At 33.0% G+C, this 11,889-nt stretch carries 28 protein-coding genes; 26 read left to right on the forward strand and 2 right to left on the reverse strand.

Annotation, left to right across the window (positions count from 1 at the left end):
- Window positions 1-11: 11 nt before the first annotated feature.
- The gene (locus FQB35_RS15740) at window positions 12-167 is read left to right on the forward strand and encodes a hypothetical protein (RefSeq protein WP_168198235.1); all 156 of its coding nucleotides are present in this window, start codon (window positions 12-14) and stop codon (window positions 165-167) included.
- A 4-nt stretch (window positions 168-171) separates the two neighbouring features.
- Window positions 172-330 (forward strand): hypothetical protein, encoded by a 159-nt coding sequence (locus FQB35_RS15745; RefSeq protein WP_168198236.1) that lies wholly within the window; start codon window positions 172-174, stop codon window positions 328-330.
- Here the strand turns inward: FQB35_RS15745 and FQB35_RS15750 are convergent.
- Entirely contained in the window at window positions 320-490 is a 171-nt protein-coding gene (locus tag FQB35_RS15750; protein ID WP_168198237.1) for a hypothetical protein, read from the reverse strand. The genes FQB35_RS15745 and FQB35_RS15750 overlap by 11 nt on opposite strands.
- Window positions 491-594: 104 nt before the next feature.
- Between FQB35_RS15750 and FQB35_RS04370 the strand changes: the two genes are divergently transcribed.
- From FQB35_RS04370 to FQB35_RS04395, 6 genes are all read left to right on the forward strand, one after another.
- Window positions 595-792 carry a helix-turn-helix domain-containing protein gene (locus FQB35_RS04370; RefSeq protein WP_148808810.1) on the forward strand — a complete coding sequence of 66 codons (198 nt, stop codon included), beginning with the start codon at window positions 595-597 and terminating at the stop codon, window positions 790-792.
- Window positions 793-846: 54 nt separating this feature from the next.
- Window positions 847-1,029, forward strand: a complete 183-nt coding sequence (locus tag FQB35_RS04375) for a hypothetical protein (RefSeq protein WP_148808811.1) — start codon at window positions 847-849, stop codon at window positions 1,027-1,029.
- The gene (locus FQB35_RS04380; protein ID WP_148808812.1) at window positions 1,026-1,766 is read left to right on the forward strand and encodes a Rha family transcriptional regulator; all 741 of its coding nucleotides are present in this window, start codon (window positions 1,026-1,028) and stop codon (window positions 1,764-1,766) included. Before FQB35_RS04375 ends, FQB35_RS04380 begins: the two co-directional genes overlap by 4 nt.
- 12 nt (window positions 1,767-1,778) lie before the next feature.
- Entirely contained in the window at window positions 1,779-2,561 is a 783-nt protein-coding gene (locus FQB35_RS04385; protein WP_148808813.1) for a phage antirepressor, read from the forward strand.
- Between the two features lie 22 nt (window positions 2,562-2,583).
- Entirely contained in the window at window positions 2,584-2,835 is a 252-nt protein-coding gene (locus FQB35_RS04390; protein ID WP_148808814.1) for an excisionase, read from the forward strand.
- A gap of 62 nt (window positions 2,836-2,897) precedes the next feature.
- Complete coding sequence (locus tag FQB35_RS04395) at window positions 2,898-3,134, forward strand: hypothetical protein (protein WP_148808815.1); 237 nt, start codon at window positions 2,898-2,900, stop codon at window positions 3,132-3,134.
- 4 nt (window positions 3,135-3,138) lie between these two features.
- On the opposite strand, the gene FQB35_RS16610 is transcribed toward FQB35_RS04395, so the two are convergent.
- On the reverse strand, window positions 3,139-3,318 hold the full coding sequence (locus tag FQB35_RS16610; RefSeq protein ID WP_408625489.1) for a TIGR02391 family protein: 180 nt from the start codon (window positions 3,316-3,318) through the stop codon (window positions 3,139-3,141).
- Window positions 3,319-3,492: 174 nt separating this feature from the next.
- Here FQB35_RS16610 and FQB35_RS04405 point away from each other — a divergent pair, with 174 nt between their 5' ends.
- The 18 genes from FQB35_RS04405 (at window position 3,493) to FQB35_RS15760 (ending at window position 11,808) form a co-directional block, all read left to right on the forward strand.
- Window positions 3,493-3,633 (forward strand): aspartyl-phosphate phosphatase Spo0E family protein, encoded by a 141-nt coding sequence (locus FQB35_RS04405; protein ID WP_148808817.1) that lies wholly within the window; start codon window positions 3,493-3,495, stop codon window positions 3,631-3,633.
- On the forward strand, window positions 3,630-3,929 hold the full coding sequence (locus tag FQB35_RS04410; RefSeq protein WP_148808818.1) for a hypothetical protein: 300 nt from the start codon (window positions 3,630-3,632) through the stop codon (window positions 3,927-3,929). Before FQB35_RS04405 ends, FQB35_RS04410 begins: the two co-directional genes overlap by 4 nt.
- Entirely contained in the window at window positions 3,922-4,044 is a 123-nt protein-coding gene (locus FQB35_RS16370) for a hypothetical protein (protein WP_269902702.1), read from the forward strand. The genes FQB35_RS04410 and FQB35_RS16370 overlap by 8 nt, the downstream gene beginning before the upstream one ends.
- On the forward strand, window positions 4,041-4,523 hold the full coding sequence (locus tag FQB35_RS04415) for a siphovirus Gp157 family protein (RefSeq protein WP_148808819.1): 483 nt from the start codon (window positions 4,041-4,043) through the stop codon (window positions 4,521-4,523). The genes FQB35_RS16370 and FQB35_RS04415 overlap by 4 nt, the downstream gene beginning before the upstream one ends.
- Before the next feature lie 138 nt (window positions 4,524-4,661).
- Window positions 4,662-5,633, forward strand: a complete 972-nt coding sequence (locus FQB35_RS04420; RefSeq protein WP_148808820.1) for a hypothetical protein — start codon at window positions 4,662-4,664, stop codon at window positions 5,631-5,633.
- A gap of 43 nt (window positions 5,634-5,676) precedes the next feature.
- Entirely contained in the window at window positions 5,677-6,276 is a 600-nt protein-coding gene (locus FQB35_RS04425) for an ERF family protein (protein ID WP_148808821.1), read from the forward strand.
- A gap of 11 nt (window positions 6,277-6,287) precedes the next feature.
- Complete coding sequence (locus tag FQB35_RS16375; RefSeq protein WP_269902703.1) at window positions 6,288-6,422, forward strand: hypothetical protein; 135 nt, start codon at window positions 6,288-6,290, stop codon at window positions 6,420-6,422.
- 13 nt (window positions 6,423-6,435) lie between these two features.
- A complete protein-coding gene (locus FQB35_RS16140) occupies window positions 6,436-7,296 on the forward strand; it encodes a helix-turn-helix domain-containing protein (protein WP_231701855.1) in 861 nt (286 codons plus the stop codon).
- A gap of 12 nt (window positions 7,297-7,308) precedes the next feature.
- Window positions 7,309-7,452 carry a hypothetical protein gene (locus FQB35_RS15755; RefSeq protein WP_168198238.1) on the forward strand — a complete coding sequence of 48 codons (144 nt, stop codon included), beginning with the start codon at window positions 7,309-7,311 and terminating at the stop codon, window positions 7,450-7,452.
- Entirely contained in the window at window positions 7,449-7,628 is a 180-nt protein-coding gene (locus FQB35_RS04435) for a helix-turn-helix domain-containing protein (RefSeq protein WP_148808822.1), read from the forward strand. The genes FQB35_RS15755 and FQB35_RS04435 overlap by 4 nt, the downstream gene beginning before the upstream one ends.
- Window positions 7,628-8,053, forward strand: coding sequence for a RusA family crossover junction endodeoxyribonuclease (locus tag FQB35_RS04440; RefSeq protein ID WP_148808823.1), 426 nt, complete (start codon window positions 7,628-7,630; stop codon window positions 8,051-8,053). The genes FQB35_RS04435 and FQB35_RS04440 overlap by 1 nt, the downstream gene beginning before the upstream one ends.
- Window positions 8,046-8,681 (forward strand): putative HNHc nuclease, encoded by a 636-nt coding sequence (locus tag FQB35_RS04445; RefSeq protein ID WP_148808824.1) that lies wholly within the window; start codon window positions 8,046-8,048, stop codon window positions 8,679-8,681. Before FQB35_RS04440 ends, FQB35_RS04445 begins: the two co-directional genes overlap by 8 nt.
- A 13-nt stretch (window positions 8,682-8,694) precedes the next feature.
- Window positions 8,695-8,898 (forward strand): hypothetical protein, encoded by a 204-nt coding sequence (locus FQB35_RS04450; protein WP_148808825.1) that lies wholly within the window; start codon window positions 8,695-8,697, stop codon window positions 8,896-8,898.
- Window positions 8,899-8,912: 14 nt separating this feature from the next.
- Window positions 8,913-9,941: a nucleoid-associated protein gene (locus tag FQB35_RS04455; RefSeq protein WP_148808826.1), complete on the forward strand. Its 1,029-nt coding sequence runs from the start codon at window positions 8,913-8,915 to the stop codon at window positions 9,939-9,941.
- Window positions 9,942-9,978: 37 nt separating this feature from the next.
- Window positions 9,979-10,188 carry a hypothetical protein gene (locus tag FQB35_RS04460; RefSeq protein WP_148808827.1) on the forward strand — a complete coding sequence of 70 codons (210 nt, stop codon included), beginning with the start codon at window positions 9,979-9,981 and terminating at the stop codon, window positions 10,186-10,188.
- Window positions 10,189-10,459: 271 nt separating this feature from the next.
- Window positions 10,460-11,188 (forward strand): phosphoadenosine phosphosulfate reductase domain-containing protein, encoded by a 729-nt coding sequence (locus tag FQB35_RS04465; protein ID WP_148808828.1) that lies wholly within the window; start codon window positions 10,460-10,462, stop codon window positions 11,186-11,188.
- A 50-nt stretch (window positions 11,189-11,238) separates the two neighbouring features.
- Entirely contained in the window at window positions 11,239-11,370 is a 132-nt protein-coding gene (locus FQB35_RS16380; protein WP_269902704.1) for a hypothetical protein, read from the forward strand.
- A gap of 267 nt (window positions 11,371-11,637) precedes the next feature.
- Window positions 11,638-11,808 carry a hypothetical protein gene (locus tag FQB35_RS15760; RefSeq protein ID WP_168198239.1) on the forward strand — a complete coding sequence of 57 codons (171 nt, stop codon included), beginning with the start codon at window positions 11,638-11,640 and terminating at the stop codon, window positions 11,806-11,808.
- Window positions 11,809-11,889: the final 81 nt, after the last annotated feature.

Genomic DNA, 11,889 nt, shown 5'->3' on the forward strand with positions numbered 1-11,889 from the left:
GAGGGAGAAAAGTGGATAAAACATCAAAAAATCTTTACGCAACTCTAAATATTGAAGTTAAAGAAAGTAATAAAGAAAAAGAAGCAGATTGCTCATTGATTGTTAAAGCAACCTGCAACAGCAAAACAGAAGTACTAGTAGAAATTAACAATCCTGAAAGGTGGTGAAAAAATGAAAACTTTAGAGCAAAGAGTAGAAGAGTTAGAAAAAAGAATAGCTGAACTGGAAGGGCGAGTTCCAGAACAGCCAAAGAAAATTAGCACTCTAAAATTCAAAGAAATAGAGAATATAACTTTCTCTGAGTTAGAAAAAGATAAATTTACTTGGTAAGATGAATCCTTTTGATATCTTCTAAGATTTTTTCGTTATTTTTTATTATAGCAGTTGCTATAACATCACGTATAGCATTAGAGTCTATAGTTTTTTCAGGAGATATAGCATTTTTTAATATAGCATCTATTTCTTCATGTGAAAGACCAATTTTATTCATAATTTCACCTCCTTCCTATTTCCATATTTCTACAGGAAGAGAGTGAAACCTTCATACAAATATCGACAAAAGGGGGCAATAGACAAAACAGGAGATGGAATCAGATGAAACTGTATATCAAAGAGATTAGAGAACGCAGAGGATTCAGCATAAGACAATTATCAGAGCTATCTGGTATATCTAAGACATATATAGCTGAGTTGGAAAGAGGCACTAAAAAGAATGCATCAATGAAAGTTCTTTGCAGATTAGCAAAAGCTTTAGACGTTCATGTATCAGTTTTATTTAATTGTGATGAATAGTACAAACTAGAAAATTCATAAAATTTAGCAAAAGAAAAGAAAGGGGAGTGACAATTGGCTAAACAAAAAATAAAAGTTGTTGTAAACATTCCAGATAAAGAATATGCATCAGAATTGAAAGCAAAAGCAATGGCTGACATTATAGCAGCTAGAATAAGTAAACTCCCTTATGAACAACAGATATTAGCATACGAAAAAATTGAAAGAACATATGAACAAAGGGGGAACGAAAGATGAAAGAATTGATTACAAAACCAGCTACATTAGATAGCAGAGAAGTAGCTGAGATGGTAGGGAAAAGACATAGTGATTTATTGAGAGATATAGAAACATATATCCAATATTTAGAAAACGCAAAATTGCGTTCTCAGGATTTTTTCTTAGAAAGCACATATAAAGCAGAAGGAAACAACAAGACATATAAGCGTTATAACGTAACCAAAAAGGGTTGTGAGTTTATAGCACATAAACTAACAGGACAAAAAGGAGCAATATTTACTGCAAGGTACATCAATAAATTCCATGAAATGGAGCAACAATTATCAGCACCTTTACAACAACTTAGTCCGCAGCTTCAATTACTTATTAATATGGAACTGGAACAGAAAAAGCTTAAAGCAGATATACAGGAGACCAAAAAAGAGCTACAAGACATGCGTGATGTAATCACATTAGATACTACAAGTTGGAGAACAGATGCAAGAAATATAATTGTCAAAATAGCGCAAAAACTAGGTGGTTTTGGATATATAAAAGAGGTTAATACAGAAATTTATACGCTATTAGATAAGCGTATGGGGACAAACTTAAAACAACGCTTGACTAATAAGAGAAGAAGAATGGCAGATGAAGGAGTTTGTAAATCCAGAAGGGACAAGCTTAACTATCTTGATGTAATTGCAGATGATAAAAAGCTTATTGAGGGTTATGTGGCTATAACGAAGGAAATGGCAATTAAATATGGAGTGGCATGAGGAGGACAAAAGATGAACGATTTACAAATTTTCAAAAACAGAGAATTTGGGCAGGTAAGAGTAGTTACAAAGGATAACGAGCCTTGGTTTGTGGGAAAAGATGTAGCAACAATTTTAGGGTATTCAAATGCATCTAAAGCAGTAATGGTACATGTTGATGATGATGACAAAATTAAAGAAATGATAGCACATTCCCAAAATGGGAACATGGTTAAAAGTCAAACTACATTAATCAACGAAAGTGGACTTTACAGTTTAATTCTAAGTTCTAAACTTCCGAATGCAAAGAAGTTTAAAAGATGGGTAACAAGTGAAGTTTTACCTAGCATTCGCAAGCATGGAGCATACATGACAGATGATACATTAGAGAAAGCACTAACAAGTCCAGATTTTCTAATTCAATTAGCAACAAAGCTAAAAGAAGAAAAACAGAAACGAATTGAAGCAGAGAGAAAAATTGAAAAGGACAAGCCTAAAGTCCTATTTGCAGACGCTGTAAGTGCTTCTAAAACTTCAATATTGGTTGGAGATTTAGCAAAGCTTTTGAAACAAAATGGTATTGATACAGGAGCAAAGAGACTATTTAAGTGGCTAAGAGATAACGGCTACTTAATAAGGAGAAAAGGTACAGATTATAATATGCCAACACAAAGAAGTATGGAGTTAGGATTATTTGAGGTTAAAGAAACATCTATAACGCATTCAGATGGGCATGTAACGGTAAATAAAACTCCAAAGGTAACTGGTAAAGGGCAACAGTATTTTATCAATAAATTTTTAGAAAAGAGTGCGTAAATGGAAAGGGAGAGATATAGGGATGAATCTAGATGATCTCAAAGATGTAATAAAACAAACTATTGAGAAATCTTTATTAAAGCAAAATAAAGTGACCTTAACAATAGAAGAATGTGCTAAATTCACTGGTATTGGAAGAGATAAACTTAGGGAATTAGCACATAGCAAAAATTCTGATTTTCCTTGTTTCAAAGTTGGAACTAAATTTTTAGTAAATAAAGAAATGCTGATGGTTTGGCTAGAAAAAATAACAAAAGAAGGAAGGGTATTATAAATTACCGATAGTTTTAGTAAGTGTTATCTAATTTAGGACAAGCCTAGAGAGGGGGTGGAAGGATGGGTACAGCAACTAGAAAAATAGATGAAATTGAACATGATCGAAATGAAGTTATAGCTACATTGAAGTGTGCTAGAAAAGTGATGCAAAATTTAGAAGAAAACAATATGAGTTTATTGGTTGATGTAACAAATCAAGTATATATCAAAAACAATAAAAATGGAATATTAGTATGTCTTAATGATATGCAAGATGCGTTTAATGTAAAAGTTTTAAAAGAAGATGAAAGCATGTAATAAGTTACTTTATTTTTACAACTTTATCGAGTTTGCGGTGTATGAAAGAAAGTGTAGTTAATAAGTCAATAGCATCATTTTTATCAATATACCATTTTACTTTAGCTTCATGAGCTAAGGGGGTTCGAAACATATTAAATATTCCATAAGAAAGGAGGTGTAATGGTGAACTACTGGGGGATATTCTTCATGACTGCAATAGTGTTCATTCCGTTGATTCTTAATTACATGTTGCGGCATGAACTAGAGGAAAAAGAAAAAAGCACTAAGGTTGCTGCAACAACCAAATAGTGCACTAAAAAAACAACGTTACGTGTATTATAGCAGATTTTAAGAAATTTATACAGGGGGACTAGAGATGAATAGCTTAAAAATCGAAAAGAAAAGGTTAGATTACTTAATTTCGAAATACGGCGATTTGCAACATCCATTGGTGCAAAAGCAATCTCAAATTGTGGACAAGCTCGTTGTTGAGCATATGAGAGGGGTGACAGCGTGAAATGTAAAGTGTGTGGAAATGAGTTATATACAGATAGTTGGAGTGAATATGATTTTGGAACTGTAGAAACTATCGAAAGATGTGATAGATGTGGATTTTTAGAACACTGGTCATATGGGAGATTACTATTAGCACTAGGTGGAAAATGTTTCTATGATGGTCCCGCACATGGGTACATTGGAGAAGAAGTGAAAAAAGAGTTAGAAGAAGCCTACGAGAAATTTGAGAGAGCAATAAAGAGGACCAGGAAGTATTATAAGAGGTCGGGTAAATTTAGGAGGAGCAAGCATGCCTAAGAAAATTAAGTTTCGAAACGTTGTAACAGGAACAGTAATAGAAGTTGGTACAGGTTTAGTTGATTATTATAGAGCGAATCCAAGTTTCAAAGAGATTAAGGAGGAAGAAAAATGAAATTATATGAATTAACTGAGAATTATACAAACCTTTTAGACTTATTGGAGAACCCTGAGACACCACAAGAAGTTATACAAGAATCTTTAGGAGAATTACAAGAAGAGTTTAACGTAAAGGCAGAGAACATATGCAAGCTGATTAAGAGCATTGATCTCGAAGCGAAAGCAGTTAAGGAAGAAGAAAAAAGATTAGCTGATAGAAGGAAAGTATTAGAGAATAGAGTTTTGTACCTAAAAGAGTATTTAGACAGCAATATGAAGGCTATAGGTGTGAAAAAAATTAAAGGCAATATATTTACCCTATCAATACAAAAAAATCCTGCTAACGTGAATATACACACTACAGATGCAATTCCTAAAGAGTATATAGTTGTAAAAGAAGAATTTGACAAAAAAGCTATTAAAGAAGCATTGAAGAGAGGAATAGAAGTTCCAGGAGCTGAGCTCAAACAAACAGAATCGTTGAGAATTAGGTAGGTGTAAGAATGAATACTTTAAATGTAAATTATGATATATATTGCAGAATTTGTTCACATCAAGACGTGGAGCCAGTGAGCAGAGAAGAATTTGAGCAAAAGAAAGAACTACTTAGGAGTGAGGGGAGATAGGCGAAAGATGAATAGTAAAGCGATTAAATCAGTATTAGCTAAAAAACATAAAGAGTTATGTAATTCAATTAAAGATGAGAATGTAAGGAAATTAGTTGAAAAGAACACTATTATCACAGGCGGTTGCATTGTATCGTTATTAAATAATGAGGATGTAAATGATTTTGATTTTTATTTTAGGGATAAGGAAACAACATTAGCAGTATCACGATATTATGTCGGGAGATTCAATCAAAGACAAAATAAAAGTGTCGCTTCTGTAGTTGTAGGTAATCACATCAATAGATTAGAAGATATGTTAGCTGAAAATGAAGAAGAAATAAAAGAACTTGAAGAAAAGATTGTTAAAAGGATTCCAGAGAATTCAAAAGTTTATGATCCTGACAGAATTAGAGTATGGGTTCAATCATCAGGGGTAGCTGGTGAAATGCAAGAAGAAGAAAGTCTAAATCAAGAGAGTTTTGATTTAGATAAAGAAGAAAAAGAATCTGTAACTATTGAAAAATATGAACCTGTTTGGTTATCATCAAATGCCATAACACTAAAAGGTAAGGTTCAGTTGATTGTCAGATTTTATGGAGAACCTAATAAGATTCATGAAAATTTTGATTTTGTGCATTGTACATGCTATTGGGATTCAAGAACAGGCAAATTAGAACTACCTTCCAAGGCACTAGAAGCCATTTTAACTAAGCAACTTATATATGTAGGGAGTAAATATCCATTGTGTAGCATTATAAGGACTAGAAAGTTCATTAAACGTGGGTACACAATCAATGCAGGACAGTATCTTAAAATGGCTATGCAATTAAATGAATTTAACTTAAAAGATATTGATGTCCTAGAAGATCAATTAATTGGTGTAGATAGTGCTTATTTTGCAGCATTGATTGAACAGATTAAAACAAGGCAATCAAATGATCCTGGATTCACGTGGAATTTAGGATATGTAACAAGCATAATCGATAAGATATTTTAAGGTAGTGTAAACATGAACAGAAAGATAGAAGGAGTGAAGGAAGATGAATGTATATGAAAAGCTAATGAATATTCAATCGAAGCTAAAAGCTCCTAAAAATCAATACAACTCTTTTGGAAATTACCATTATAGGAGCTGTGAAGATATCTTAGAAGGATTAAAACCGTTATTAAATGAGCATAAAGCAATATTAACACTAAATGATGAAGTTTTACAAATAGGCGATCGATTCTATATCAAATCAACTGCTACATTCACAGATATAGAGAAAGGTGAAAGTATAAAAGTAGATGCTCTTGCAAGAGAGGATTTAAATAAAAAAGGAATGGACTTAGCACAAATAACTGGTAGTGTATCGTCATACGCTAGGAAATACGCTTTAAACGGATTATTTTGTATAGATGATACAAAAGACAGTGATGCAACAAACAATCATGGTAAGGGTGATAAGGACAAGCAGTCAAAGAAATTAAGTGAAGCACAAGTTAAAAGACTATATGCAATAGGAGCTAAAAATGGATATGATGCTGAATGCGTGAAGAAAGCAGTATTGAAGAAATATAGTAAAACAAAAGCAGAAGATTTAACTAAACAAGAGTATGATGAACTAATCAAAAACATAGAAGCTAATCCTAAGAAATAGGAGGACAAGCCATGAAATATTTGAGATTAGAGCGGGGACATGTTCCCCGCAGGATTAAAAAACGTCAGAAAATCAACAAATGCATATTTATTCTAGCATTAGTATCAGCAATTACAGTAAAGATTATACATGCCTTAATCAAATAAGCAGGTGGTAAAGTTGCGAGGATGGATTAGTTTATATAGATGTTTATTAGAAAAACCAATATGGAAAAACTCAACACCTGAACAAAAAACTATATTGATAACTTTGTTGCTAATGGCTAACCATCAAGAAAGCGAGTGGGAATGGAAAGGTCAAAAATTCAAAGCGAAACCAGGTCAATTTATTACAAGTTTAGATAGTATTGTAAAAGCATGTGGCAAAGGAATCACAATACAAAATGTTAGAAGTGCATTAAAACGTTTTGAAAAATTGGGATTTCTAACAAACCAATCAACAAAGACAGGAAGGCTTATAACTATTGAAAATTGGGAGATATACCAAGAAAACAACAATCAATCTAACAAAGCTAATAACAAAGAGGTAACAAAGAGGCAACAAAGAGGTAACAAAGAGGTAACACCTAACAATAATGATAATAATGATATAAATAATACTATATCTAAAGATATAGTTAGTAGCACTAAAGTGCAACCAATAATTCAAAAATGGAACTCACTAGGGTTGCAAAAGATTATTTCGGTTAATCCAGGTACTAATAGATACAAGTTATTGAATGCAAGACTTAAAGAATATGGACTAGATAATCTATTAAAAGCTATAGATAACATAAAGCAATCATCTTTTTTAAAAGGTCAAAATCCAAAAGGATGGACAATTACTTTCGACTGGCTTATTAAGCCTAACAACTTTATCAAGGTACTTGAAGGAAATTACGTAGACAAGGAAACTGAGAACAATGCAAGCAATACTCAACCGCAGTTTAAAAAAAATGGATTCCACAACTTCGAGCAACGGACTAAAAAGTATACGAAAGAACAGTTAGAAGCTATGTTTAGAGAAAATAAAACAAGTTAAGGGGGAGAAACCATGCAAGATAAGTTTGCTGAGGAAATATCGAACGGAGTAGTACAACTTGCGCAGCAGGGGATTGGCTGGAATAAGTTACTTGCAGAAGCAAAAGAGATATATGAAAAGCATAGACAAGCTATTAAACAAGAGGTGATTGTGTGAGGTGCGGAGATAAGAAAATCGAATGGAATAGTGAAATTATTGATTACATGATAAAAAGATTCTCAGAAGGAGCTACATTTACACAGATCGGCAGAGAGATTGGGTGCAGTTGTTGGACTGTTGGAAGAAAATTGCAAGAAGTTGGATTTCTAAAAAAGAAGGTGGAGGAAGATTGATGGGACCAGAGGGACATATACAAACGATATTAACACCTAATGGGAAAATTGAGGATGAACTAAGAATAACAATACCAGATATTCCACCTAGCAATAATAAGTACATGGGTAGGGGTTCAACATACACTCAGGCTTTTCAGTATCAAGCAGAAAAGAAAAAATGGCAGTCGGTAATAGGTTGGCTAGTCCGAGAACAAAAATGGGCTCAGAATCCATTAAAAAAGGCCGTGGTAGAAATTACCTATTTCTTCAAAGACAAAAGACGAAGAGATCCAGATAATTATAGCGGGAAATTCATACTAGATAGCTTAGTTCGAGCAGGAGTGTTGCAAGATGATAGTTTTGGAAATATCGAATTAATCTTGAAAGGGAATTATGACAAGAAAAATCCTAGAACAGAGGTAAGGGTTAGGAAAAATGAATGAGTATGCTGAAATAGTTGGATACAGAGAACTAGAAAAAGGAACTAGATTATCTGTCATAATTCCTGAAAAACACCTGGGGGAATATCTCAAAAGATTTGCAAGAGATGGAAAAGTAAAATCAGAAATACGTCTTGATGACGGAAGAACAATTACAGCAGAGCAAAGAAAAAAGGTATATGCAACTATACGAGATATGGCTACATATACAGGATACATGCCAGAAGAAATGAAAGAACTTATGAAATATAGCTATATATCAGAAACGGGAAGTGATTATTTTTCTCTTTCAAATTGCAGTGTTACAACAGCGAGGTTGTTCATCAATTATATTATAGAATTTTGTTTTCGGTGGAATATACCATTACTGGATCATGGACTAAATCGAACGGATGATATAGGGAAATATTTGTGGCAGTGCTTAAAATACAAAAAATGCGCGATATGTGGAAAAGAAGCTGAAATACACCATTGGGATGCAATAGGAAGAGGGATAGATAGGAAGAAATATGATGATTCAAAACATAGAAAAATAGCATTGTGCAGGATACATCACACTGAGGCACACACGATCGGTAGAGATACATTTGCAGAGAAGTATCATGTGTACGGGATTATCTACAAGGAGTAAAGGGGGGAGCAATGTGGATATAGGAACTGTAGTATTTATAGATGATGTACACAGTGACCTGTATATGAAACATGGAGAAGTTATAGAAATTGCAGCGGATAAAGCTAGGGTTATGGTTGTGCTGAGAGACAAGCTAAATCGAAATATTGTTTGTATTACAGATAAATTTGATATGGACAAGCTGTATGAACATAAAGAAGTTAAAAAGATGGCTTAAGGGGGAACTTGATAATGAGAAATACAGATGCGGTGATGATAAAGAAAGCAATTATTCATGTGTTAGATAGAAATGGAGATGCACCAATCCTTACAGATTATGAACAGGAGATCAATGAGGATATCCATGAATTTTTAGAAAAACATATTGTGAAATCACTAGGTAGTGAAGAAAACAGAAAAGGGAAGTTTAGAGGTGGATCAACGATTGTTAAAGATTCATGTGCAGCAATATTTAAGAACAAAGAAACATTTATCGAAGCTTCAAAGGATATTGCAAACCAGTTGTTTAAGGCGATGAAAAAGGATAACAACATACCTTCTGCTGATTTAGTGATATGTTTATATACAGCAAAGGATAAGAACTACATAGGCATATTGAAACTAGATTACAAAAAGTCATTCATCCATAATGTTGAATTTGAAGAGGACAAGCTTAAGACATCTATAGTGCCACAAATGATAGGTTTGCCTGGAATGAGCCAAAAGTTACAACAATGTGCTTTTGTAAAAGAAATAGATGAAGAGGATGAATATGATCTAATTTTCTTGGATAAGCAAGTTTACAGTGACGATTTTGAGCAGCTATTTTCAAATGTATTTCTGAACTGCAGATCACTGATTGATGATAGGGATAAGACGAAGATTTTTAAAAATGTTACTGAAAAGTGGACTAGAAGAAACCTAAAAGAAGACATAGATAAGGCTCAGGAAGTAAGAGAAGAAGTTATTGCATCCATGAAAAATTGCGCTGAGATAGATGTTGAAAAGTTTGTACAGAGTGTTTTTGGTAATGATGTTGAAATGCAGCAAAATTTTATACAACACCTTGAAAGAGAAGGGATTCAATTAGAAAAAATTGAGATTGATAAAAAATGGGTTGAGAAAAAAATGAAAAAGAGAATTATGAAAACAGATACAGGTATAGAGATAAAAGGAGAGTATGAGGATTTAGAAGATAAAATGAAATTTGAAATAGTAAGGAATGGAGATGGAACGGTAAATCTGATTATAAAAAATGTTAGAAGTATGATGGAAAGGTAAGCGGAAACGTTGTAGTTAGTGGTGGGGAGAGATGAAAATGCCAGATTACTTTTGGGAATGGTATAAAAATAAAGGGTATAATCGGCTACTAGATAAGGAAATATGTTTTAGAAATAAGACATTTTTAATTGGATGTTGTATAGAGTATCTTACAGAAAAAGGACAAAAAATAAACAATTTGCAGGGACAAAACAATTTAGATGAAATTTTGGAATATTTGACATTGGGCGTAGCATGGACAAAATAGAATATTAGTGGTGGTGGGAGTATGAAAAAATATAATAGATTCACTTTTCTAAAGTCCTGGTAAACCAGGTTGTGGAGGATTGAGGACACATCACATGTCCAATAGGAAGTCCAACCATGCGAAAGCATGATCCGTGCAGGGTGAAAAACAAAAGCGTAAAACTTGCTCATGGTAGCGTCGGTGATGTAGGACAAAGACTTAATGGCGTGGGAAGCCCGAGCAGGTGACCTTTCTGAGATTGTGAAATACAATCAAAAGGAAGGTTAGAAAAGTGAAACATATAGTAATGTTTAGCGGAGGAGCGAGTTCTAGTTATACAGCATATTTGGTTTTACAAGAACAAAAGAAAGAAGATGTTATATTATTACATACACCAACTTATTCAGAACATAAAGATGCAGATAGATTCAGACATAAAGTAGCTAATTTTCTAGGATTACCAATAACTGTAGTTGGAGATGGTAGAGATATATGGGATTTGATAGAAGATAATAATTGTTTACCAAGTTTTCATATACCATTTTGCACAACAGAGTTAAAGATCAAGCAATCGAGGAAGTTTTTTAAAATGTTAAGCGAGGATTTTATAGTATATTTTGGATACGGATCAGATGAATGGAATAGGGTACAAAAACAAAAGATTAGGTTTGAAGCAGAGGGGATTAAATCAAGGTATCCAATATTTGAGAAGAAAATTTCAAATGATGAAATAAAAAATATTATTCGCAACGAATGGAAAATATGTTTACCAGAAACGTATAAATACTTAAAGCATAACAACTGTATTCCGTGTTTTAAAGGTGGTAAGGGACATTTTAGAAAAGTAGCAAAGTATTATCCGGAAAAATTTAAAAGAGCAATGGAGATAGAAGAGAAGATAGGACATACGGTGTTCAAAGATTGTACACTAAAAGACATTTGGGATGAAGTACAGGCAGGAAAACTACAAGAATCTATGTTTGATGATGATTTTGGAATACCTTGTATGTGTGCTGATTAATGTGGGGCTGACTCCAGTCCTGCTGAATAAAATTAACGGAGGTATATTTTATGGGATATGAAGTAGGTTATACAAGCAGTACAGAAAGTGGTAAGTGTATAATATGCGGAAAAAAAGTTTCTGGAATATATTTGACTATAAACCAACATCAAGAATTAAAAAAACTAAATACAATAAGATAAATTCAAGTATATTAATACCTGTATGTCTTGAACATTATAACGTAGTAGCAGAACAAAAAAAGAAAATACTAATATATCACTTAGAAGTAATCAATAAGTTTTTTTAAAGTCGTTAAAAATAAGATTCCACAGCGAATAGACCATATTGCTAACATATGAGTGGAAAGTGAGGGGTAAATATGAGTATACAAGCACATAGATGCAATCAAGACAATTGCAACGGATTTATATTAGCTGAAAAATGCTGATTATAACTATGAACATGCAATGAAAAATAACAATGGTATTCTTGATAGATGTAAATGTACTGAATGTGGCAAAGAATTTGTAATGGTAGTAGCTCATGTATTAGTTGAAGTTGACGAAGATGATATGTTGGTTGATGAGCTTCCTCAATGTGATATTAGGGAATATGAAAAATCTCAAATTAGAAAGTGAGGGAGGTTGAGTAAAAATGAAAATTGAGGAAAAATTAATTTGTAGAAAAAATGGAAGCGTTGTAGAGTTAATGATCGGCAA

The organism is Crassaminicella thermophila, assembly GCF_008152325.1.
Taxonomy (GTDB): domain Bacteria; phylum Bacillota; class Clostridia; order Peptostreptococcales; family Thermotaleaceae; genus Crassaminicella_A; species Crassaminicella_A thermophila.

Coding starts and splice junctions, on each gene's coding strand:
- FQB35_RS15745 (WP_168198236.1), top strand. CDS start 172: ATGAAAACTTTAGAGCAAAGAGTAGAAGAGTTAGAAAAAAGAATAGCT.
- FQB35_RS15750 (WP_168198237.1), bottom strand. CDS start 490: ATGAATAAAATTGGTCTTTCACATGAAGAAATAGATGCTATATTAAAA.
- FQB35_RS04370 (WP_148808810.1), top strand. CDS start 595: ATGAAACTGTATATCAAAGAGATTAGAGAACGCAGAGGATTCAGCATA.
- FQB35_RS04380 (WP_148808812.1), top strand. CDS start 1,026: ATGAAAGAATTGATTACAAAACCAGCTACATTAGATAGCAGAGAAGTA.
- FQB35_RS04385 (WP_148808813.1), top strand. CDS start 1,779: ATGAACGATTTACAAATTTTCAAAAACAGAGAATTTGGGCAGGTAAGA.
- FQB35_RS04390 (WP_148808814.1), top strand. CDS start 2,584: ATGAATCTAGATGATCTCAAAGATGTAATAAAACAAACTATTGAGAAA.
- FQB35_RS04395 (WP_148808815.1), top strand. CDS start 2,898: ATGGGTACAGCAACTAGAAAAATAGATGAAATTGAACATGATCGAAAT.
- FQB35_RS04405 (WP_148808817.1), top strand. CDS start 3,493: ATGAATAGCTTAAAAATCGAAAAGAAAAGGTTAGATTACTTAATTTCG.
- FQB35_RS16370 (WP_269902702.1), top strand. CDS start 3,922: ATGCCTAAGAAAATTAAGTTTCGAAACGTTGTAACAGGAACAGTAATA.
- FQB35_RS04415 (WP_148808819.1), top strand. CDS start 4,041: ATGAAATTATATGAATTAACTGAGAATTATACAAACCTTTTAGACTTA.
- FQB35_RS04420 (WP_148808820.1), top strand. CDS start 4,662: ATGAATAGTAAAGCGATTAAATCAGTATTAGCTAAAAAACATAAAGAG.
- FQB35_RS04425 (WP_148808821.1), top strand. CDS start 5,677: ATGAATGTATATGAAAAGCTAATGAATATTCAATCGAAGCTAAAAGCT.
- FQB35_RS16375 (WP_269902703.1), top strand. CDS start 6,288: ATGAAATATTTGAGATTAGAGCGGGGACATGTTCCCCGCAGGATTAAA.
- FQB35_RS15755 (WP_168198238.1), top strand. CDS start 7,309: ATGCAAGATAAGTTTGCTGAGGAAATATCGAACGGAGTAGTACAACTT.
- FQB35_RS04440 (WP_148808823.1), top strand. CDS start 7,628: ATGGGACCAGAGGGACATATACAAACGATATTAACACCTAATGGGAAA.
- FQB35_RS04445 (WP_148808824.1), top strand. CDS start 8,046: ATGAATGAGTATGCTGAAATAGTTGGATACAGAGAACTAGAAAAAGGA.
- FQB35_RS04455 (WP_148808826.1), top strand. CDS start 8,913: ATGAGAAATACAGATGCGGTGATGATAAAGAAAGCAATTATTCATGTG.
- FQB35_RS04460 (WP_148808827.1), top strand. CDS start 9,979: ATGCCAGATTACTTTTGGGAATGGTATAAAAATAAAGGGTATAATCGG.
- FQB35_RS16380 (WP_269902704.1), top strand. CDS start 11,239: ATGGGATATGAAGTAGGTTATACAAGCAGTACAGAAAGTGGTAAGTGT.
- FQB35_RS15760 (WP_168198239.1), top strand. CDS start 11,638: ATGAAAAATAACAATGGTATTCTTGATAGATGTAAATGTACTGAATGT.